Here is a 22,808-nt window from a genome sequence, read left to right on the forward strand (position 1 = left end):
TTTTGAAAATTATAAAAAATCTAAGAATCAATGAGTGCAAAATATTATCATCTCACTGTTAAAGAAGTCATTAAAGAAACACCTGATACGGTTACAATTTCATTCTGGCATCCGATTCATCAGGCAATAAGCTATAAACCAGGTCAATTTCTAACATTAATACCTGTTATCAACGGGCAGAAAGTCAGAAGAAGTTATTCTATGTCTTCTTCTCCTAATAAAGATGCATCAATTGCCGTAACGGTTAAGAGAGTTCCAAATGGTCTTGTTTCCAATTATTTATGTGAAAGCGTTAAAGAAGGAGATGCTATTGAAGTAATGGAACCAATGGGACATTTTATCATTGAACCTAATCCGACGAGATACAGAGAAATTGTAATGTTCGGGGCCGGTTCCGGTATCACACCATTGATGTCAATTCTTAAATCTGTACTTGCTGTAGAACAGAATACCAAAGTGCATTTGATTTACGGTTCAAGAAATGAAGAAAATATTATATTCAGAAAACAACTTGAGCAATTGGAGTTGGGATATCAGGGCCGTTTAAAAGTTGTTCATGTACTTTCTCAGCCAAGCCATACCTGGGTAGGTTACAAAAGTAGAATTAATGAAGCGTCAGCAGTGTTTTTTCTGAAGCAGGAGCTGGGAATCAATATTCCGGGAGCGGAATACTACATGTGTGGTCCGGAAGAAATGATGCATCAGATTGAGGCAGCTTTGAAATTGTTTGATGTGCCTTTAGAAAATATTCATAAGGAATTATTTACTTCAGCCCACGACCATAAAGGAATTGTGGAAGATGAAGAAGAAGGCGGAGGTCTGAAAGAGCAAATGGTTACCATTCAATATGAGGGAAATGATTATCAGGTATTGGTAAAACCTCATGAAACCATTCTTGATGCAGCCTTGAGAGATGATATTGATCTGCCGTATTCATGTCAGGCCGGAATGTGTACTGCCTGTATGGGGAAATGTTTGTCAGGAAAAGTACAGATGGACGAGGAAGATGGTCTGACAGACAATGAAATTAAGAACGGATATATTCTTACCTGTGTATCTCATCCTAAGACATCTGGCGTAGTTATCGAGATAGAATAGAAATAATTTATTAAGTATTACAAAGAGGCTGTTTCAGAATTTTGTTCTGAAACAGCCTCTTTGGGTATTAGATTTACCAGCCTCTGTGATGACGGTAGTAACCGTATCCTCTCGGAGCATATACAACTCTCGGAGGGGCAGGAGCAGGGACTACAATTACTCTTGAAGGCTGATTGTATCCATAGCTTTGATAACGGTTTCTGATATCATATGGATTTCTTGGATCTACAGGGTAATATCTGTCTGCCCAGCGACGGCGATTATCACAGAAATCATATGGTGAAGCAGTATTTCTGTAATCCCATTCATTCCAGCGACCATGGCGGTTTGCTATATAAACCGGACGTGGGTCAAAGGGGTTTTGTGGATCATAATACCGGCTTCTGGTATCGAAGGGATTTCGGTCATCAAATGCATAATTCCCATAAGGGTTTCCCTGACAGCGGGCATATAAATCATCATTATTATAGCTGCGATCTCGTGGATAATCCTGTCTGTTTTGCTGATAGTCTCTGTTATCCTGATAATCTCTTCTGTCTTGATAATCTCTGTTATTTTGAGCCTTCACTGTACCAATTACGCCCAAGGCTGCGATCACTAAAAAAAATACTTTGCTTTTCATGATATTGGAATTTTAAGGTTATTATGAAGACAGCATTTTGTGATTCTTTGCTTCTTTTGACATATTAACGCTATAAAATTCAAGGGTATTACAAGGCACTCTGTTAATGATTTGTTAATGTTTGAGAGCTCTTTTCTGAGGGTAGTTTATGGTGAAAAGAGTTTAGTTTAAGGAGCTGTAAATGTGTGAATTATCCTGGTTTTACAGGGGTGAAGACAAGTCGCTGTTTTTGAAATTATGAACTTTCCCGTTTTTATCAATAACACTTGGGCTGGATAAAATCCTGCTTAACGTAAAATATGACCAGATTCTTTTTCCGGTTTTGGCATCCAAAACATACAACCCTTTGTCAACACTTCCAAAATAAAGCAGATCGTCTGAAACTGTAGGACTGGAAACAATAGGACCTTCTGCCTGAAATGTCCAGACTTTTTCTCCTGTACTGGCATTTAAAGCATAAATATTCATGTCATTACAACCGATATATACTATCCCGTTTGCAATCGTCGGACTTGAATAGGTAACATCTCCCAAAGGAAAGGACCATTTTTTATTTCCGGTTTTGGCATCAATGGCGTAAACATTTTTATCTGTGCTTCCGATGTATAGAATACCGGATTGTACCACCGGCGTAGAATTAACAGAGCCACCTGTCGTAAATTTCCATTTCTGGGTACCGTTCAAAGTATCAAGCGCATAGATATTGTGGTCAGAGCTGGAAAGATAAATCAGATTACCACTGAGATTCAGACTTGTTGAAGGCGAAATAATGGTTTGTTCTCTGGACCAGATTTTATTCCCGTTTTTCGCGTTAAATGCATATAGAATATTGTCTTTTCCTCCGATAAAAAGCAGACTGTCATTGGTGACAGGACAAGTATAATTTCGGTTATTGAAGGATTTTGACCATAGCTTCACCCCGCTAAAAGCATCAAGTGTATATAAACTGTCATAACTGGCAAAATGAAGTAGTCGTTGGACATTATTAACAGCAATATTCGTTTTTAAAGGACTGCTGGTTTTGAATTGCCACCTGATTACACCAGTTAAGGCATTCAGGGCATAAACATTACTGTCAAGACTGGCAATATAAACAGTGCCATTATAGACTAAAGGATCGGAAAATATGGAGTCAGATGCAGCAAATGACCATAGCATTGCACCTGTTGTACCGTTAAAAGCATAAAGTGACTTGTCTGTACTGGTGACATAGGCAAAGGGCTGGGTATTAAATTTAACGGGGCTATCCCCTTCTGAGCTGCAGTTATAAAGAGATAAGGAGATTAGGGAACTAATGACAATAAAGGTAATTTTTCTGAACATTTTGACGAAAAGGTTATTGAGATCTGATTTGCTTGAGTGTAGATAACGACGATTTTGCCATTTCCGTCTTTTAATGGGTAAAGAAGAACTTTGCCTGGAATCTGTACCTGAATTAAGGCAGATTTTTGCCAACTTTAGTGTTGACTGATTTGCAGTAAAGTTAGTCATTTTATTTACTTTTGTGATAATAGGATTTTAATAAATAACGAAAAATCAATGACTGAAACTATAAATACAAGCCCTAAAATCCGGGAATTCTTAGGAGCTGATTTTGTTCTTACCAATTGGGAAAGTGTTCAACATTTTTATGAGAATCTGAAAGACAGACAAATTGATAATGCAGATGATTTGCAGAAACTCTTCTCTGATCGTTCGGAACTGGAAAGTTATTTGTCTGAAAACCTTGCCTGGAGATACATAAAAATGTCGTGTGACAATGCAAATGAAGAACTGGTAAAATCGTATCAGCAGTTTGTAGTTGAGATCATGCCACATACTTCAGTTTATGAAGATGCTTTGAATAAAAAAGTAGTAGAAAGTCCTTATTTGGGGGAACTGAAGGCTACGGGTTTTGATATTACCATCAGAGGAATGAAGCGTGCTATCGAAATTTTCAGAGAAGAGAACATTCCTTTATTCACTGAAATGCAGACGCTTCAAACTCAATACGGCGCAATTACCGGAGCGATGATGGTAACTGTTGACGGAGAGGAAAAAACGCTTTCACAGGCTGCTGCTTTATTAGAAAACCCGGATCGTAGTTTACGTGAAGAGATTTATCGTAAGATCTGGAGCAGAAGATTGGAAAACCAGACAGAGCTTGATGAATTGTTGTCAAAACTGATTGCTTTAAGACATCAAATTGCACAAAATGCGGGTTTTCAGAATTACAGAGATTACATGTTTGCTGCGATGGGACGTTTTGACTACACACCGCAGGATTGTTTTGATTTTCATGAAGCTGTTGCAGAAACAATTGTTCCGTTAATGAATGAAACAGCTCTTGAAAGAAAGAAAGCATTGGGCGTTTCAGCGTTGAGACCCTGGGATAAAGCTGTCGATCCTCAGAACCGTCCGGGCTTAAAACCTTTCACGACCGGAGAGGATTTACTGAATAAAACGATTGAGTGTTTTAATAATCTGGATCCTTTTCTGGCAGATTGCTTAAAGGTAATGCGTCGGATGGATCGGTTTGACCTTGAGTCTCGTAAGGGAAAGAATCCCGGAGGGTATAATTATCCATTGGAGGAATCCGGTTTTCCGTTTATTTTCATGAATGCAGCTTCTCAGGTTCGTGATATGATCACGCTTCTGCATGAAGGAGGACATGCTGTTCATTCGATTGTAACGAAGGACTTAATGCTTAATACTTTCAGAAATGTACCTTCTGAAGTAGCTGAGTTGGCATCAATGTCGATGGAGCTGATTACAATGGATTACTGGAATGTTTTCTTCGAAAATGAGGAGGATTTGAAGCGTGCTAAAATTAAACATCTTGAAGATATCATTGATACACTTCCCTGGGTGGCAACGGTTGATAAATTTCAGCACTGGTTGTATGAAAATCCAACCCATTCTGTAGAAGATAGAAAAACAGCCTGGGTTGAAATTTATGCTAAGTTTTCAGACAGCATAACTGATTGGTCAGGTCTGGAGGATCACAAAGCTAATATCTGGCAAAAACAACTCCATATCTTTGAAGTCCCATTCTATTATGTAGAATACGGCATTGCTCAGTTAGGAGCGGTTGGTGTTTGGAAAAATTATAAAGAAAACCCTGAAAAAGGGCTGGAAGGATACCTGAATGCCCTCAAATTAGGTTATACCAAACCAATGGGAGAAATTTATGCTACCGCCAATATTCCTTTTGATTTCTCTAAAGAACATATTGCTTCTTTGATGAATTTTGTCAGAGCTGAGCTGGCAAAATTATATTAATATGACAAAGGGTTGAGAATTTTCATTTTTTTCTCAACCCTTTGTATTTATTCTTCTTGTTTCTTTATGGTTTCAATAAGACCGAGAAGCGCCTGATGCCTGGCTTCATCCGGTTCCGGGTAATTCATTTTCAGACTTTCCAGATGTGAGAGAATAATCTGAGCGACAATCAGACGCATATTCTTTTTATCGTCGGCCGGAACAACATACCAGGGAGCGTTTTTTGAAGCTGTTTGATTAATCATTTCCTCATAAGCTTTCTGGTATTCTTTCCAGTATTCCCTTTCCTTAACGTCACCCTCTTCAAACTTCCAGTTTTTTGTTGGATCTTGTATTCTTTCAATTAACCGTTCTCCCTGTTCTTTCTTGGAAACATGTAAAAAGAATTTAATAATCCTTGTGCCATTTCTATGTGAGAATTTTTCATAATTTGAAATGTCTTCATACCGATGCTGCCAGATTTTCTCCGGATCTTCTGTTAATTCTTCCGGAATCCGTTGAGATTGTTTCAGGATTTCAGGGTGGACCTTAACAACTAAAACCTCTTCATAATAAGAGCGGTTAAATACAGTTAACATACCCCGCTTGGGCATTTTCAACATATTTCTCCACATGAAATCATGTTCCAGTTCTTCATCATTCGGCCTTTTAAAACTATGTACACTTACTCCGGCTGGATTAATACCTGAAAATACCGCTTTGATGGTTCCATCTTTCCCTGCTGCATCTGAAGCCTGAAAAATAAGAAGCATGCCATAACGGTCATGCGCATACATCATGCTTTGCAGGGCATCTATTTTCTTATGGTATTCGCTCAGCAAAACCTGATAATCTTCATCATTTTTGTAAAGATCCTTTACCTTGGTAGGAGCGTCTTTTATATTGAATTTAGTATCTCCTTTAAATTCAAAGTCATCAAATTTAATACTCATAGAATCAATGGTTTTAGGAAATTGTTTCAGTAGATGAACAAGCCGGATACTTTATGGTTTTACCTGAATAAGATCTGTTATTTGTAAATATCAGCTGCTACCTTTTCAGTTAAAGCTTTTGGTGCGATCCAGGCAAGAAAGGCTCCGAGTTTATTAACAAGGCCTGGTATTACTTCCGTCTTTTTAGCAAGCATTGCATCAACAGAAATTCTGGCTACGTCTTTAGGGGTCATTGAAACTTTAGCAGCAGCATTTCTGGCATTATCTCCCAGATTGGCTCTGTCATTGAAATTTGTATCTGTAGCACCGGGACTGATTACTGTAGCAGAAACTGAGGTGTTTCTCAGTTCGTAGCTTAGCCCTCTTGTAAAATTCAGGACGTATACTTTTGTCGCGGCATAAACACTCATAAGCGGAAGAGCCTGATAAGCTGTTGAACTCGCGATATTCATGATATAACCCTGTTTTTGTTTCTTCAGAAGGGGAAGGAATTTATGACACATTTCTGTTAGGGTGATCATATTCAGCTGCATCATATTTCGGTTTTCTTCCAGACTATAGCCGTCAAAATTTCCGACTAATCCATATCCTGCATTATTAACCAGCGCAGAGACGGCATATCCTTCACGTTCTACCCAGGCGTAAACTTTTTCAGCTACATTCGGCTCAGAAAGATCTGCTGTGAGATAATTGATTTTTACTTTCTCAGTTTTCAGGATTTCTTCAGAGACTTCTTGTAAAAGACTTTCTGAACGTGCTACTAACAATAAGTCAAAATTTCTTCTGGCAAGTTCTGCTGCTATTTCCTTTCCGATACCTTTACTTGCACCGGTTACTAATGCGTATGACATATTTGATTTTATAATATTAGTTTCTGATTAGATTTTAAAGTTAAGGTTTTTTGGCTTTTTAAATAGCCAAATGGCCAATTTTAACATTCCCCGTGATCCAGATAAAACAGAAAAGCTCTGCCGGAAGGCAGAGCTTTTCTGTTTTATCTGGATCCTCAGACCTATTTTTTAGGTTTTGCAGGTGAGGCAGTAGCCGGAGTAGTTGTTGCTTCAAGATACTCCTTAATAGTTGGATCATCCGGTTTGATCTCCAGCGCTTTGTTAAAGTATTCCTGTGCTTTAGCACTATCTTTAACAACAGTCAATTGGTGGCCACCAAGATATTTATAAGCTTCGAAAAGCGTATTTTTATCAACTTTGGCAAAATCTACCACAGTCAGATACTGTTGGTAATAAGGAACAGCTGACCATTTTGTGTTATTATAGTCGGCCAATGAATTTGCTCTGGCTCTCCACAGGTAGAATGGAGCGAATTTATCGTTAACACCGATAGCACCGGCAAGAGCAGTATCAGCTTTCATACCAGCTTCGTATCTGCCTAATGTATCCTCTTTAGGAAGGTAAGCTCCTGTGAAGTAATAATCACGGCCTAAAGTAAAGTAATCATTACTTAAAACACGTTCTTTTTTAGCTTCTTTCCACTTGATAGCTTTTGCAGTAGCAGCAGCTGCCTCTTTAAATTTCTTCTCCTTATATTTAATATCGTGGATATTGATGTTAAGGTTATTAAGCGTATCAAACGGAGCGGCTTGTTCGTAGTAAGTTAACGCAATCGAATCTTTACCAAGAGACTGGTATCCTTTACCAAAATACAAGTTATCAGTAGGGTAAGGTTTTACACCTGCTTTGATCATTTGTTCAAGGTTTTCGATACCAAGCTGAGCATTTCCTAATTCAATGTTACTCCAGCCTTTCATACGGAAGATATCATTGTCTTTAATTCCTCCTGCTTCAGCTTGCTGAGTAAATTTCATCGCACCTTCATAGTCTTTAGAAAGGAACAACAATTTAGCTGTTTCCAATAAAACCTGTGGAGTTGCATCAGCTTTCTCCAGATACTTTCTGAAATACTTAGAAGCATTTTTATATTGAGACCCGATGATGAAATACTCACCATAACGCTTATAGCCCGGAGCATAGTTAGAATCCGTTTCGATAGACTCTTTGTATCTTGCCTGAGCTTCCTTATAGTTTTTACCTCTTAAGTAAACAATCCCGATTTTAACTTTAGCTTTAGCGCTTTTCGGATCAAGCAATAAAGCTTGTTCGTAAGCACTTACAGCAGGTCCTCCATCGTTTTTGATAAGGAATGCATCTCCTTTAACAATCAGGTTATCAGCAGTAAGCGCTTTTTTCGCTTTTTCAGGAATCAGATCCAATAATCTGATAGCTTCACCCGGATCATTATTTCCTTTGTTGAAACCTTCTTCTTTTGTGTTGTCATAAAACATCACATAAGCCTCAGCAATTTTAGCCAGAACATCAGCATTTTTTGATTTGGTATCGGCAAGGATTTTATCAAAAGTTACTTTAGCCGCAGCAACATTTTTATTTGCCACCTGAATAGTCCCTAAGCCCACGCTGTTGAGAGGGTTTTTAGGATCAGCAGCCAGACCTTTTTCAAAGGTAGCTTTTGCAGCATTGTAGTCACCGGTACGCAATTGATAATAGCCGAGATAAAATAGGTTTTCAGCATTCGGCGCTGAATTAGCCAAGCCTTCAAATGTTGCTTTTGCTTTACTTGGTTGGTCACCATCCAACTGAGCCAAACCTGCTTGAATAGTCTGTGCCTGCGCCACACTAACAAACAATAAACCCACAGCCACCAACAGAGATTTCATCTTCACGTTCATCTTCTTAATCGGGTTAATTGAAAAAATAGTTTTTTAGTTTTATTAAAAGATAAGATTAGGAAAACAGTTATTTTTTTCTTCTTGAATTTATTTCATCAATAATTTTGGAGATTGTTGATAAAACACAAAATTAATTATAAAAATTGTAAAAAAGCATTAAAATTTTGCACGAATCTATCCTGATTGATTTTTCATTCAAAAATATTAATTTCTGTAACTAATATATAAAAAATCTTTTTCGATTTCCTAATTATTAATCTGTACAGGACGAATATTAATTGGTCTTGTCAGAGGAATCAGACCGCCTTTTAAGGCAATCAGTTGTCCGGCATCACCACACATATAATTGATAAAACCGGTTCCCAGACCCATATGAGCTTCTTTCAGAATTCCTCGGATTTCTCTTCTTAAAGGGTATTTTTTCAGGGCCAGGTTATATCCGAATGGTTGGTAATAATCCTCTTTACGGGGATTTTTTGCTTCTGTCACAGACATGACATTTATACTTCTGATGAACCCCAGCGAAGCGGGATCGTCACCATCACTTACCCAGTTATTGCCGATTACACCAATAGCATTAGAATGGGTTTTAACATACTCAATAACTTCCTGATTCGATTTTGCAGCATAAATAGGTATTTTAGCCTTTGTAGAAATACCGAATTTGTTCATCAGAAAGGTAAGATTGCTTGAGTTGATATTATCAAATACTAATACCACATCTTCGCCGGAACCTCCCTGAACGATATCAGACCATTTCTTTTTGGTACCTTTCATCAGGGCTTCCAAATCATTAACGCTGATAAGCGTATCCTGATTGCTTTTGTTAGTAATTAACGCAATTCCATCTGCTGCAATCCTGTAACTTCTATATGAAATCTGCTGGTCTGTAAAGATTTTTTTCTCTTTCTCGTTGAGCTCCCGGGTTACTACGGCAATGCGGGCCTTATCATTTAGCATATCCGCAATAGCTTCGTTTTCGGGTTTATAAACGGCATTTATTTTAGTGTACTTATACATTTCCATAAATGCGGTTTTCTCGGCGTCAATAATCGGTTTGAACGATTCGTCTACAGCAACTATAATGTCTCCTTTTGCCGGGGTATCAAGGTCTTTGGAATTATTGTTTCCTCCGCATGAAAACATTATTCCGGCAATTGATAATATCGATATTTTTTTTAGAACTTCCATTTCCCGAATAGTTTTTAGAACAAATTGAATAACCTGAATTAATTTCCTTATAATGTTCTATAATCCTTTTTTCCCGTCGTAATAACGGTACTCCTGTTGTTCATCCTCATCATCGTCCTCCCCTTTGAGTTTCTGATATACTCTCCAGGCTCTGAAACAACCATATATTACTAACAGCCCCCCTAAAGCATAAGCCCAGGTTGTTGAGGGCAATACCATCTGGGCAAAGTATGATTCCGGAAAGATTATCAGGAACAAACCCATGAAGGCATAAGAAAGCGCCATCAAAACATTGATAATTGCAAATATTGTTTTAGGCATTTTTTAAAAACGGTATTTAACCGAAATACAAAATTTGTTAATGATGTAAATAAGTGTGGTTTTCTGATGTAATCCTGAAACCACGGGAACCGGATAAAGTACTGAAATCTGAAAAATCCGGTCAACTTAGAAAAATGAAACCTGCCAGTACTTAAATTCCTGACAGGTTTGTTATGGGTTTGTACATAGTTCAGAATTACTCCGACAACACGAAGTTGATAGGTACTGTAAATCTTGAACGTACCGGACGACCTGATTGTTTACCAGGAGTCCATTTTGGTACAGTTTTAATTACACGTACAGCTTCTTCATCACAACCGAAACCTACAGATTTCAAAACCTGAACGTCCTGAATCGAACCATCGGTGTTAACAACGAACTGTACATATACTCTACCTGAAACGTTAGCTCTCTGAGCAGCAGAAGGGTACTTAAGGTTTTTCGATAAGAACTTACCAAAAGCAGCGTTTCCGCCAGGGAATTCAGCTTGTTGTTCTACCGCTGTAAAGATTTCTTCTTCAACCGGCTTAGGTGGTTCAACAGGAGCTTCTTCTTTTCCTTTTGCATCCGGGTCAACTGGTGGCTCGTAAGTTTCAGTTTCACCTTTTACAGTTTCGTTGGCAGTGTTACCTTTTACTTCCTCTGGTGGAGGCTCCGGTTTCGTTACCTCTTCATCATGCTTGATCTCAGGAGGTAAGAATTTCGTCGTCGTCACTTTCGGAATCTCTTTTGGTGGCGGCGGCGGTGGAGGTGGTGGCAACTCAACCTTTTGTTTCTGTGGTGGTGGCTGGTCTATTTTCATTACCTCGGCGGTCACTTCGGTTTTCTCTTTGCTAAACGCTGTCAATTGCTTCCAGAAGAAAGCCAGCGCCAAAGCACCAGTGAACAGAAATGCCCCCAGCAATACAGACCTCGTAATTACACGTGGATACGTCGATCTCAAAAGATAAGCGCCATAAGCTTTGTTCTTATCTTTGAAAATAATGTCGTCCAGTGTTGCATTAGAGCTTATTACTTCTGACATAATTCTTTAAAATTAATATTGTTAAAATCTTCTAATTAGATTCTTATTTCTTGAACGAATATAAAACTATTTATTTAGTTTTCAAACTATTTTATTAGTTTTTATATTTTCTCTTTGAAATTTTACAAACCTGAACGCTTAATCAATGCTTCAGTATCCGGGTCAATTTCCAAAATCGCATATCTTTTATTATCTGTAATTGCACACTCGTCAAGGAAATCAACAATGTTTTTGTATTTAGCTCCTTTAGAAGGTTTAATTACGATAGTAAAGTTATTACCGATACGTTTTTTGAAATCAAATAATACCGCTCTGATTCCGTCCTTAGAATAGTTTGTTTTCTCTAATTTAGTACCTGCCTCGGTTGGAATACCCTGATAATAATAAATACCTTTTTCGTCAGGAATTACTGTCAGCGTCTCAGATAACTTCACTGGAGAAGTCTCTTTGGTATCCGTCTTGTCAGGCATATTCAATTGCATCGTTACGGGCTTCGACAAAGTAGTTGTCAGCATGAAGAAAGTAATCAAAAGAAAGCCTAAGTCCACCATTGGTGTCATGTCAATTTTGGTTGACGCTTTCTTACTACGTTTCTTACCACCTTTTTTGCCCCCACCGGACTGATCTATTTCTGCCATGTTTTCTGGGGTTTTAGTTTTTCGAAATAAAGTTGTTCAAAACAACTTTCATCTGAATTGTTCTCAGTGAGAAAGAGACCTTGCCTCTCAAAGAAAGACAAGGTTTGAAACTACTGAGTACAACATTGTTATTTTGGTTTACCTTCCGGAGAGGTAATCAACTGAAATACGTTGATATTCTGTTCCTGCAAAGTTCCAACGATCTGGTTGAACACTTTGTAGTTAGAGTTACCGTCACCTTTGATAGCTACCTTTAGTTCTGGGTTAGCAAGTTTTGCATAACTCACCCAAAGGAATAATTCGTTATTAGCAGAGTCGCAAGGAATGCCTTTTAAAAGGCCCTTATTTTTAGCATCGGTAGGTTTCATACTAAGAACCTGACGCATTGCTCCTGCCGGATAACCTACAATTTCAGAAGCATAATAGTTCTTCTTCATTTGATCAGTCACAGCTACACCGAAGCGGTTAGCCATTCTCTCCAACATTGCAGTACGGGCATTGTTATCGTCAGTTCCCATATAGATGGCTCCATCGGAACCTACTGATATAGTAATAAGCCCCTTCGAACCCTCAAGTTTCTTCTCTGAAATTGATGATGGAGGAGTAATTGAAACTGCTTCTTCCGGCTTAAATTTAGCTGTAAGCATGAAGAAAGTCAGCAACAAGAACGCCACGTCACACATCGCTGTCATGTCGAGAGAAACGCTTTGTCTTTTGGCTTTAACTTTTGGCATAATATTGTTAGTTATTAAGTTAGAGTTATCGAGTTACAGGATGTTGATTTAGGATAAAACCAACAAATAACAAATAACTAATAACTATTAATTATGGTGAGCAGCGTAGTTTTGGTTAACGCTCAAACCAATTTCATCAACGCTATAAGTCAACTCATCAATTTTAGATGTGAAGAAGTTATAAGCAATGATACAGATCGCAGAAGTACCAATACCTAATGCAGTGTTGATAAGGGCTTCTGAGATACCGTTTGCAAGAGCAGTAGAGTCGGTAGAACCTCCTGAGTTACCAAGAGCCGAGAACGCTTTGATCATACCAACTACCGTTCCTAATAGACCGATAAGGGTAGAAACTGAAGCTAAAGTTGCAATAATAGTAAGGTTTTTCTCCAACATAGGCAATTCCAATGAAGTAGCTTCCTCAACTTCTTTGCTAAGAGCAGCTAATTTTTGCTCTTTATCCAAAGAACCGTCTGTTGTTAATTGTTTGTATTTCTTAACAGCAGCCTGAGTTACGTTTCCTACTGAACCTTTTTGTTTGTCACACTCTTTCAAAGCTCCTTCAACATCATCTTTGTCAAGCAAAGCCTGAACTTTACGAACGAATGCGTTTACATCACCAGTACCTTTAGCTTTTCCGATAGTGAAAAGACGCTCGATAGAGAATGTCAAAGCAGTAAGGAAACAAGTTAATAGAATTGGTACAATCGGACCACCTTTGTAAACGATACCGAAATAGTCACCTGGGATCGGGTGTCCATCATTAGTTCCTCCTTCAAAGTGTGAACCGTTACCAAAGATGAAAAGGTAAATACAAAGGGCTACAACGAAAAGTGCTACTAGAATCAGACCCGCTGGAATACCTCCTGACTTTTTTGGTGCTGGCGCTGCTGGCTTAGCAGCTGGTTTTGCTTGTTGTGTACTCATTAGTTTGGTAATTTGGGTTTAAGTTAAAAATGTTTTCTGGGTGATTTTAGGAATAAAAAATGTGTAATTGAAATTTTTACCAAAGAAAATTTCAAATTTTCCATTTTCACGTAGTGACAAAAGTAACAGAATTCTCCTTCAATTTTTGCAATCAATTTGTGAAGTTTTTTTAAAAAAAAATGTTATCAAAAAATAATGTTTGTACTATCTTAATAAAATTTGGGGATTTTGAGTAGAAATTGATGTATTTTTCATAGAAATGTATAAATACTTAATTTTCGTAATTTTGATTAGTTTTTTTTTAATTATTTAAAAATTTCGCAATTGCTAAGGATAGATAATCCAATTGTGACACATTTCTCAGAATTTTCTCTTCAGGAAAGACTCCAATCATCCTTTCAAGCATAGTATTGTGACCATTCACGATCAGCAATATGCTTTCCTGATTATCGATAATTTCGGTTATTAAAGGCAAAAGGGTTGTCAGTTTACTCTCGCTGATTAAGGTAAATGCGACTATTTTTTGAGGAGCTGTTTTAAGAATCTGTAAAATGCTTTTCTGAAGGAAAATATCAGAATGGTTATCAATACCCAGAAACAGAAAATCCGGTAATTCCGACTTCAACTCTCCATAAGGATCTGTGAAAGGAATATCATGAAAATTATCTGCAATCTGAATATGTAAGAATAAATTTTCGGGTTGATTCAAGGTGATATGTTAAATTAAAAATCCTGTAGCTGATCTGATTCAAAAATATACTTTCCGGCTAAATGCTGTCCGGCAGTTTTCTGCATTGCCCGGGCAACTTTAGCAGCTTCAATTCCTTTATACTTTCTGAGAAATCCGATCATCAGAGGATTGACAATTCTGGCAATAATTGTTGCAGCAATTTCACCGCTTCGCTTTTCTTTTCTGTTGCCAAGCAATAATGAGGGCCTGAAAATTAATAAGCTTTCATAAGACAGTTTACTGATTTGTTCTTCCACATCTCCTTTAACCCTGTTATAAAAAAAGGAAGACCGGGAATTGGCTCCCATTGCTGTGACGATTGCGTATTGTCTGGCACCGTTTTGTCTGGCAATACGCGCAATTTCCACAGGATAGGTACAATCAACTTTGTAAAATGCTTCCGGAGAACCTGCTGTTTTGATGGTTGTCCCAAGGCAGCAGAATACATCGTCCCCCTCTACATCAGAACTGAGGAGTTTGTCAAAATTAACAACTTTTTCAACTAATCTGGCATGTTGAATGTTCATAGATCTTCTTACCAGAATGACCACTTTTTCATAAGCAGAATCATTTAAAAGATTCATTAGCAAAATGTTGCCAATCAGTCCGTTAGCACCTATGATTAATGCTGTTTTCGATTGTTCCATAACTAGTCTTTATAAATTTTCACTTCCCATGAACCATCAGATTTAATAAAACCTCTGTACATACCGGCAGAATTAAACGGCATGGCAAAATTTCCGTTTTTATCCAGCGCAATTACACCACCTTCTCCGCCAATTTTTACCAGCTTTTTCATAACTACTTCATCGGCAGCTTTTTGCACACTAAGACCTTTATACTCCATTAAAGCAGAGATATCATACGCTACGACCGATCTGATAAAATACTCTCCATGCCCTGTTGCAGAAACGGCGCAGGTTTTATTGTTGGCATAGGTTCCCGCACCGATGATCGGGGCATCGCCGACTCTTCCCCATCGTTTATTTGTCATTCCTCCGGTTGAAGTCCCGGCTGCTAAATTTCCGTACTGATCTAATGCCACGCAGCCCACAGTACCGTATTTCTTTCCTTCATCAAAAATTAACTTATCAATCGCGGAACTTCCGGATATATCAGGTTTTACAAAACCCGATTTTTTTAACGTATCAGAATGATCCAGCTGCATTTTTTCTTCCTGCAAAGCTTTTTGTAAACCTTTCCATCTTGGTTCGGTATAGAAATAGGATGGATCTACTATTTCGAGTCCTTTTAATTTGGCAAATTCTTCAGCACCTTTCCCCACAAGCATAACATGTTCAGACTTTTCCATAACGGTTCTTGCAGCTGAAATCGGATTTTTGATAGTAGTAACACCGGCGATTGATCCTGCGGCTAAGGTTTTGCCATCCATGAAGGCGGCGTCCATTTCGTTTTTACCTTCATGGGTGAAAACAGCCCCTTTTCCGGCATTAAAAAGCGGTGAATCTTCCATTACTCTGATGGTTGCTTCCACAGCATCCATACTGGTACCACCTTTTCTGAGGATTTCGTAGCCTGTTTTCATAGCCCTTTCCAGATCAGCCCGGTAGGCTTTCTCCTTTTCAGGGGTCATGTTTGCACGGGTAATAGTACCCGCTCCGCCATGTATAACCAGGGTAATTTTATTGCTTTGTGCAAAAGCTGTCAGAGAAAGAAAGAAGGCTGATATCAGTATGAGTAGTTTTTTCATATTTTTTGATTATTGATGAATTTTTAAAAGCTTAAGAATTGCTGTTCAGGATATTTTATTCAAGATTATTCAAATTTTAACCATTCGTCTTTTTCTCTCATAACTCTTTCAATAACATCTCTGACAGCTCCTTTTCCCCCGTTTTTGTTGGAAATGTAATTGGAAACAGAAATAATCTCATCACAGGCATCTGCCGGGCAGGTACTGAAAAGTGTGGTTCTTGACATTACCTGATAGTCTGGAAGATCATCGCCCATATATAGAATATTTTCTTCAGAAATACCTGAATCATGTAGCCATCTTAAATAAATCTGAAGTTTACTTTCTCCTCCGGATCCCATGTAAATATCGTGAATTTTGAGGTTATTCAGTCTTTTTCTGACACCCTCATGTTTTCCTCCTGTAATAACGCAAATCCTGTAACCTGCCTGAATAGCTCTTTCTATGGCATAACCGTCACGGATATAGAAAGTTCTGTAATGCTCTCCTGTTTCGAGTACATGAACATTGCCATCTGTCATCACACCGTCAATGTCAAAAACGAAAGTGGTAATCTGGCTGAATTTATGGGTACTTGTATTCATAAATGTTTTTTTATTCTCTTTTAATGATAAATCAGGGATTTATAGACCTGCTTACAGATACCAAATATCTAAAAAAAGTCGTTATTTTTACTCCAAATCTCCATTTTATACTAAACTGAAAATGGTTTGCCGGGTTTGTGGTTTCCTATTCCGGAAAATTACACTGATTAGCATCCGGCATTTCAGATTTCAATGAAACAGATGAAAACTAAACTTTTACTATGCAGCCTTTTGGGAATATTATTTTCAATTTCTACATCGGGTCAAGGGCTTAAAATTTCAGATAAAGCTGATGAATTTCTCAAAGATGCTCAGAATGTTCTGCTGGTTTCCCAGAATCCTCAGGCTGCAGGTATAGGGAAAAATCTGGAAACAGCCTGGACTGGCGGTAAGATTTCCGAGCCTAATAAGCAGAAACTTGCAGTTGTTTCCAATCTGATGCTGAAAAAAGGATACAAACCTGCTCTGCATTTTGTGTCTTTATTCGATGCGGTTTCTTTAGCGGTCAATACTTCCAATATTTCCTCTCCTGTACTGGAAAGTTATCTGGAGACACTCAGAAAAGCAGTGGAGTCCGGAGATTCAAAAACAGCTGTTCGTTTTATTGAAGTGTCCAGATCTTATTTTAATAACCAGCTGATTTACAGTTCGAATTTTAATAAGTTTTATATATTGAAAGGAACGGTTCTTTTTAAATATAATGACCAGAAAGTTGAAATAAACAAACCTGTTTCGAATCCTCCGGCAGCGACGACTCAGCCCGAAGCCCCTAAGAAAACGACAGGTTTTGATGACTGGGATACACCTGTTACAGCAACACCTTCAGCGGCGGCACCGGCCTTTGATGAAAAACTGCCTCAGATCCTCTCGGAAGGCCCTTCTATAGAGTTTAAAGGTGTAAATCTGGTAATTGCGACCTCCAATGACTCCGTAGCTCTTAAAAACTCAAATGCAAGTATTTCATTGAAAGACGGCATTTTATTGGGAAATGGAGGGACTTTTAGCTGGGAAGTTGCCGGACAACCGGAAGTGTTTGCCTCTTTGGGAAACTACAGTATGGATGTGAGAAATCCAAAGATCGGTTCTGATGATGCGACACTTACATATGGTACCAGACTGGCCGCTCCGGTAAAAGGAATATTTGAATATCTGAGTAAAAAAAGAGCGAAAAATGCTCCTTCCCAATATCCCAGGTTTATGTCTCAGGATAATAACATTACCCTGAAAAATATGGGAGACATAGAATATAAGGGAGGTTTTGCACTTGCTGCCAGTAAAATTTACAGTTCTTCTGTCAATTCAAGATACGCTACTATTTTAGTGAAAAAAGAGGGAAAGGTGGTCATTAAAGCCATAAGCAGAAGATTTGAGATTTCAGATTCACTGATTACCGCACCTGCTGCCATGTTTACTGCTTATATAGCCACGAGCGATTCCCTTCAACATCCTTCTGTAAAATTTGCCTATAACAGGTCTCAAAAAAGCTTAAGAGTGGGAAAAGTTGATGAAGGTGGTTTTAAAGAAGCTTCTTATCTGGATAGTTACCATAAGCTGGATATTACTGCTGATGCAATGCGGTGGAACCTGAATGACCAGAGAATGGAATTTTATATTCTGTCCGGTAAAAATGTGGTGCCTGCTCTGTTTGAGTCTTTCGACTTCTATAATCCGGCCCGGTTCGATAACATTTCAGGAAACAATAATTTTAATCCCTTGCTGATTGTTTCAAATTATGCCCGAAAAAATAATCAGACTACTGTTTACCTTTCAGAAATGGCCAGATCTTATCAGAAAGACCCGGCATCCATCCGGCCGGCCATGCTTGAAATGATGCAGAAGGGTTTTCTGATTTATGATCCAGAGGTAGAAAGTCTTCAGATTTCAAGGAAAGGACAGCATTATCTTGCTGCACACAATACAAGAAAAGATTATGACAATCTTTTAATTGCCTCGCTTTATAATAGCAGTTCAAAAGATACTACTTCCAATGCCACTTTTAATCTTAAAGATAATCAATTGATAATCAGAGGTGTAAAACAGTTTTATTTGTCTGATTCGTTAAATGTGTATATGACTCCGGTTGATAAGGTCATTAAGGTGAATAAAGACCGGAATTTTGTAATTAACGGAGAATTGAAAACAGGGAATTTTCGATTCAGAGGGAGTGACCTGGCTTTTAATTATAGTGATTTTAGTGTGAAATTGAATAAAATTGACTCCATTACATTTGTCCCTCAGAAAGAATTAGCCAGGAAGGGGAATACTGAAATCGGGGGGGATCTGAAATATGAGTCAGGTACAATCTATATCAATAAACCTGATAATAAATCCGGCCGGCAAAGAATGCCTGAATTTCCGCGTCTTGTTATTCCTACCGGAGTTGTGGCATATTTTGATCATTCCTGGAGAGCTAATGGCGTATATAACAAGAAGATTTTCTTTAAAGTACCAAGTATTGATTTTGATAGTTTGAATGTAAAAGATATAGATTTTGTAGGAACCTTTAATTCTGATGGTATTTTCCCTCCATTTAAAGAAACCCTCATTTCCATGCCTGATAATACACTTGGTTTCAGGCACAGGGCGGTAGATGGAAAATATAACCTTTATAACAGTAAATCTTTTATGAAATTTTCCGGCAACCTGCTAATGGATAAAACAGGGCTGCATTCTGAGGGAGAGATTAACCATTTAGCCGCTCAGATTCAGGCGAAAGAGGCCTATTTTATGCCTGATTCCCTGATTGCACGTGGTCTTACCGGACAAATTAATGAAGGAGCAATCGGAAATGCTTATTTTACCAAGGTTGATATAAAGAACTTCTCACTGAAATGGCAGCCGAAAGTGGACAGTATGTTGATTTCTACCAAAGGAAATACCTTTGATTTCTTCGCTGCAAGCTCTAAACTGGAAGGAGAGTTGCTGATCAGACAAAGTGGTTTATTGGGTTATGGAAAGGTAAGAAGGGCAGATTCAGAGACAGAATCACAGCATTTCAAATTCGGGAAAGATTCCTTTACCGCAGAACCGGCTGATTTAGTAGTCGGGACTAATCTAAAAGCATTTAAGCCGTCTTTGTTAGGAAAAAATATGAATGTGAGCTTTAATGTGGCAACAGGTCTTGTTTCTATTCTGACACCACTAAATACTAAAATCGGAGATACCACGAATCTGATTTTTCCTTATTCTGCTTATAAAACTTCTATTAATAAAGCTGTCTGGGATATTAACAAGAAGACTATTACAATGAAAGGAGATGTGAATACATCAACTTTTACTTCTACCGAACCAAGTCAGGAGGGTTTGAGTTTCAATGCCTCAGAAGCATTATATGAAATAGACAAACAGATTCTGAATATTAAAGGAGTACCGTTTATTAAATCTGCCGATGCAAAGATTATTCCTGACAAAGGAAGTGTTCTGGTAAAAAGAGACTCGGAATTAGGCGCTTTTACCAATGCCAGATTACAGATAGATACGTTAAACGGGTATCATAACCTGATTAAGGGAAATATCAGAATTTTGTCTAAATCAAGATTTGAAGGAGATGCAACGTATAGTTTTGTCAATCTTTCAAATGATACGGTCACGATTAAAATGGGCAATTTTGAATCTAAGGAATCTGTTGCCGATGCCAAAAAGAAAACCAAAAGTTATATGACAGTAGCCAAAGCTGCTGTTGCTGAAAACGAAAATTTCCACTTGTCTGCTAAATTGTTGTTCAAAGGTGATATAGCTATGATTGCCTCTGAGAAGAATTTAAGACTGGACGGTTTTGTCAGACCTTATTCCAAAGGGAAATCAGATGCTGTAAACTGGATTGCTTATAAAGGGAATAGTACAGATGGCGTAAATATTGTCATTGACCAGAATCTGAAAGGAGAGCAGAATATTCCGGTAGTAGCAGGTTTACATTTCAGAACAACTTCTACAGGACTCTACACTTCGTTTCTGACCTCTAAAGAGAATCCGAAGGATGAAGATATTTTTCTGGCGAATGGTTTGTTGAAAGACATCGTAAATACCGGAAAATTTGAAATATCGAATGAGGAGAAGGATCCTAAAAAGGTTACTTATGAAGGGAATCATTATGAATATGATGATGACAAAAAACTTGTAAAACTCGAAGGGAAATTTAATTTCTTTACTCCGGCAGAATTTGTGCAGACTGCCGGTTATGCAGAGGTGAGAACAGATACAGCTAAAGCAAAATTTGATGAGATGCTGGTAGTCAATTTTCCTGTTCCGGCAGAAGTATTAAAAGTGATGGGAGAAAAGATTGTTAAAACCAATCTTGATTCCAGGGCAAATGATAAAAGTGCAGACGAACCGGATGATAAAGACCGGCTTTTGTCGAAACTGGCAAATATTCTGGGTGGAAAAGCAATAGATCCTTTAGAGAAAAGGATAAAAAATGAGCATGTTCCGTTTCCGGGAATTAATCCGAAGCTTAATACAACTATTGTGATTTCGAAGGCGAATCTGCGCTACTCAGAGGCCGCTTCATCATTTTACACTGTTGGAAAATTAAGTGTTGCCAGTATTGGAGGGACGGATGTTAATTCAGAACTTGATGGTTATCTGGAAATCCGTAAATCTGTAGATGGGGATGAGTTTTATTTGTATCTGGAACCGACGGAAGATATCTGGTATTTCATGGGATACCTGAAAAATGAAATGGGAGTTGTTTCTTCAGACGGGGAATTTAATAATACTGTTGCAGCCAAAACCAAAGGTGCGAAAAAAAGCAACGGAAAGAACAGCTATAATTTTACCTCAGTCGGGGCAGAAGAAAAGGTAGCATTTGTAGAGCGTTTCACAGACTCGTATCGCCCGAAATCGGAAAAAGGTAAAAAACTGGTTAAATCCGAAGAACCTCAAAAAGTACAGGAAAAAGAGAAAAAGAAAGAAGAAACAAAGACCGGATTCTGATGGAAGCGGAGCTTCTGTGCTCAAATATCCATCATTTACAAAAACAGCATTAAAATTTAATATACCGATAACAAAATAAAGAAATATTTTTTCTTTGATTAGTTCAATTTTATAGAAAAATGTATATTTTTGGCTTTGAAGTTTTTCTTTTTGTGGACTTATGAAAAAAATCTCTCTTTTGGGGCTGCTGTTGTTCTCATTGCTTGCAATAAGCTGTGAGGAGAATGATGCTGTTAAACCTAAAGAGTTACCAGTCCCGACAGAAGAAGGAAAGCAGACCTTCGGATGTAAACTTAACGGAGAAATCTGGATGCCGTTTCAGCGATACAGATCCTCTCCGAATTTCAATTCTATTCCTTCTGTCTGGGGAAAGCTGGATAATGGACAGATCCGTTTTTCAGTAACCAATCAGAACAATTATGAATCATTCAGTTTTGTGATTCCTAATGTCAAAAGTGAAGGCGTTTATCAGTTCCAGTCTCGTTTTCCGAGAAAAGCAATAGAATTTTCTCCTTTTGCCAGTGTTTTTCAGAAATGTGTAAACGGGAATTGTGCACAGTATGTTATTTGTGATAGCTGCGAAAATTCAGTCACAATTACGCATATCGATGAAAACAATAAGATTTTCTCGGGGACATTTAAAGTTACTTTCCTGAAAAATGGTACAAATGAAACCTTGTCAATAACTGACGGGCGTTTTGATATCAAAGGCATTCAGTAAAATCCAAAAACAATTTCGATTTATTAAAAGGGCTGTAAATCTCAAAGATTATAGCCCTTTCTTTTTGCATTTACTCGTAAATTGCAGTTCTAAAAACAAGAAGAATACATGGCATTGATCAAATCTGTAAAAGGCATTGCGCCAAAATTTGGAGTAAATTGCTGGCTGGCTGAAAATTCAACGGTAGTCGGAGATGTAACAATCGGAGAAAATTGTACAATTTGGTTTAATGCAGTAATCAGGGGTGATGTAAATTCAGTAGTAATCGGGAATAACAGCAATGTTCAGGATGGTGCTATAATTCATTGTACTTATCAAAAGACAAAGACTGTAATTGGTGATTATGTCTCGATTGCGCATAATGCCATTGTTCACGGGTGTACGATAGAAGACAGAGTCCTGATCGGAATGGGGGCAATTATAATGGATGGAGCAATTGTAGAGTCAGGGTCTATTATTGCCGCAGGGGCAATTGTTACCCAGAACACACGGGTTCCGGCAGGTTCGATTTATGCAGGTAATCCGGCAAAATTGCTAAAAAATGTGTCCGAAGAGGCTTCGGAAGTGTTTATGAGAACGGCCAATAATTATATCATGTATGCCGGATGGTTTAAGGAATCACAGGAAACCATTTAATAAGTTCAGCAGATTCCTCAGGTAAAATAAAAGATTAACCTG

General features: G+C 38.0%; 20 protein-coding genes. 5 read left to right on the top strand and 15 right to left on the bottom strand.

Annotation, left to right across the window (positions count from 1 at the left end; all coding sequences use genetic code 11):
• The first annotated feature begins 30 nt into the window (after positions 1 to 30).
• Positions 31 to 1,098, top strand: coding sequence for a ferredoxin--NADP reductase (locus BM179_RS20560; protein WP_092019052.1), 1,068 nt, complete (start codon positions 31 to 33; stop codon positions 1,096 to 1,098).
• A 73-nt stretch (positions 1,099 to 1,171) separates the two neighbouring features.
• On the opposite strand, the gene BM179_RS20565 is transcribed toward BM179_RS20560, so the two are convergent.
• Positions 1,172 to 1,720, bottom strand: a complete 549-nt coding sequence (locus BM179_RS20565) for a hypothetical protein (protein WP_092019053.1) — start codon at positions 1,718 to 1,720, stop codon at positions 1,172 to 1,174.
• A 201-nt stretch (positions 1,721 to 1,921) separates the two neighbouring features.
• Positions 1,922 to 3,211 (bottom strand): beta-alanine-activating enzyme beta-propeller domain-containing protein, encoded by a 1,290-nt coding sequence (locus tag BM179_RS20570; RefSeq protein WP_092019054.1) that lies wholly within the window; start codon positions 3,209 to 3,211, stop codon positions 1,922 to 1,924.
• Between the two features lie 48 nt (positions 3,212 to 3,259).
• On the opposite strand from BM179_RS20570, the gene BM179_RS20575 reads away from it, so the two are divergent.
• Positions 3,260 to 4,981 carry a M3 family oligoendopeptidase gene (locus BM179_RS20575; protein WP_092019055.1) on the top strand — a complete coding sequence of 574 codons (1,722 nt, stop codon included), beginning with the start codon at positions 3,260 to 3,262 and terminating at the stop codon, positions 4,979 to 4,981.
• 47 nt (positions 4,982 to 5,028) lie between these two features.
• Here BM179_RS20575 and BM179_RS20580 read toward each other — a convergent pair whose 3' ends face one another.
• The 13 genes from BM179_RS20580 to BM179_RS20640 all read right to left on the bottom strand — a co-directional run bounded on the left by BM179_RS20580 (position 5,029) and on the right by BM179_RS20640 (position 16,477).
• A complete protein-coding gene (locus BM179_RS20580) occupies positions 5,029 to 5,913 on the bottom strand; it encodes a PPK2 family polyphosphate kinase (RefSeq protein WP_092019056.1) in 885 nt (294 codons plus the stop codon).
• A 77-nt stretch (positions 5,914 to 5,990) separates the two neighbouring features.
• Positions 5,991 to 6,764: an SDR family NAD(P)-dependent oxidoreductase gene (locus tag BM179_RS20585; protein ID WP_092019057.1), complete on the bottom strand. Its 774-nt coding sequence runs from the start codon at positions 6,762 to 6,764 to the stop codon at positions 5,991 to 5,993.
• Between the two features lie 161 nt (positions 6,765 to 6,925).
• The gene (locus tag BM179_RS20590) at positions 6,926 to 8,617 is read right to left on the bottom strand and encodes a tetratricopeptide repeat protein (protein ID WP_143095283.1); all 1,692 of its coding nucleotides are present in this window, start codon (positions 8,615 to 8,617) and stop codon (positions 6,926 to 6,928) included.
• Between the two features lie 246 nt (positions 8,618 to 8,863).
• Positions 8,864 to 9,808 carry a PstS family phosphate ABC transporter substrate-binding protein gene (locus BM179_RS20595; protein WP_092019059.1) on the bottom strand — a complete coding sequence of 315 codons (945 nt, stop codon included), beginning with the start codon at positions 9,806 to 9,808 and terminating at the stop codon, positions 8,864 to 8,866.
• Between the two features lie 57 nt (positions 9,809 to 9,865).
• Positions 9,866 to 10,129 (bottom strand): hypothetical protein, encoded by a 264-nt coding sequence (locus BM179_RS20600; protein ID WP_092019060.1) that lies wholly within the window; start codon positions 10,127 to 10,129, stop codon positions 9,866 to 9,868.
• A gap of 196 nt (positions 10,130 to 10,325) precedes the next feature.
• A complete protein-coding gene (locus BM179_RS20605; RefSeq protein WP_092019061.1) occupies positions 10,326 to 11,153 on the bottom strand; it encodes an energy transducer TonB in 828 nt (275 codons plus the stop codon).
• A gap of 122 nt (positions 11,154 to 11,275) precedes the next feature.
• Positions 11,276 to 11,791 carry an ExbD/TolR family protein gene (locus BM179_RS20610; protein WP_092019062.1) on the bottom strand — a complete coding sequence of 172 codons (516 nt, stop codon included), beginning with the start codon at positions 11,789 to 11,791 and terminating at the stop codon, positions 11,276 to 11,278.
• 128 nt (positions 11,792 to 11,919) lie between these two features.
• Positions 11,920 to 12,525, bottom strand: coding sequence for an ExbD/TolR family protein (locus BM179_RS20615; protein WP_092019063.1), 606 nt, complete (start codon positions 12,523 to 12,525; stop codon positions 11,920 to 11,922).
• Positions 12,526 to 12,612: 87 nt separating this feature from the next.
• Positions 12,613 to 13,452 (bottom strand): MotA/TolQ/ExbB proton channel family protein, encoded by an 840-nt coding sequence (locus BM179_RS20620; protein ID WP_092019064.1) that lies wholly within the window; start codon positions 13,450 to 13,452, stop codon positions 12,613 to 12,615.
• A gap of 301 nt (positions 13,453 to 13,753) precedes the next feature.
• Positions 13,754 to 14,161, bottom strand: a complete 408-nt coding sequence (locus BM179_RS20625) for a hypothetical protein (RefSeq protein WP_092019065.1) — start codon at positions 14,159 to 14,161, stop codon at positions 13,754 to 13,756.
• 14 nt (positions 14,162 to 14,175) lie between these two features.
• A complete protein-coding gene (locus BM179_RS20630) occupies positions 14,176 to 14,829 on the bottom strand; it encodes an NAD-dependent epimerase/dehydratase family protein (protein ID WP_092019066.1) in 654 nt (217 codons plus the stop codon).
• Positions 14,830 to 14,831: 2 nt separating this feature from the next.
• Positions 14,832 to 15,893, bottom strand: coding sequence for an isoaspartyl peptidase/L-asparaginase family protein (locus tag BM179_RS20635; protein ID WP_092019067.1), 1,062 nt, complete (start codon positions 15,891 to 15,893; stop codon positions 14,832 to 14,834).
• A gap of 65 nt (positions 15,894 to 15,958) precedes the next feature.
• Positions 15,959 to 16,477, bottom strand: a complete 519-nt coding sequence (locus tag BM179_RS20640; RefSeq protein ID WP_092019068.1) for a KdsC family phosphatase — start codon at positions 16,475 to 16,477, stop codon at positions 15,959 to 15,961.
• A gap of 201 nt (positions 16,478 to 16,678) precedes the next feature.
• On the opposite strand from BM179_RS20640, the gene BM179_RS20645 reads away from it, so the two are divergent.
• The 3 genes from BM179_RS20645 (at position 16,679) to BM179_RS20655 (ending at position 22,766) form a co-directional block, all read left to right on the top strand.
• Complete coding sequence (locus BM179_RS20645) at positions 16,679 to 21,409, top strand: hypothetical protein (RefSeq protein ID WP_143095284.1); 4,731 nt, start codon at positions 16,679 to 16,681, stop codon at positions 21,407 to 21,409.
• 160 nt (positions 21,410 to 21,569) lie between these two features.
• Positions 21,570 to 22,130, top strand: a complete 561-nt coding sequence (locus BM179_RS20650) for a Riean_0653 family protein (RefSeq protein ID WP_092019070.1) — start codon at positions 21,570 to 21,572, stop codon at positions 22,128 to 22,130.
• A gap of 108 nt (positions 22,131 to 22,238) precedes the next feature.
• Complete coding sequence (locus tag BM179_RS20655; RefSeq protein ID WP_092019071.1) at positions 22,239 to 22,766, top strand: gamma carbonic anhydrase family protein; 528 nt, start codon at positions 22,239 to 22,241, stop codon at positions 22,764 to 22,766.
• Positions 22,767 to 22,808: the final 42 nt, after the last annotated feature.

It is taken from the genome of Pseudarcicella hirudinis, assembly GCF_900115665.1.
Taxonomy (GTDB): Bacteria; Bacteroidota; Bacteroidia; order Cytophagales; family Spirosomataceae; genus Pseudarcicella; species Pseudarcicella hirudinis.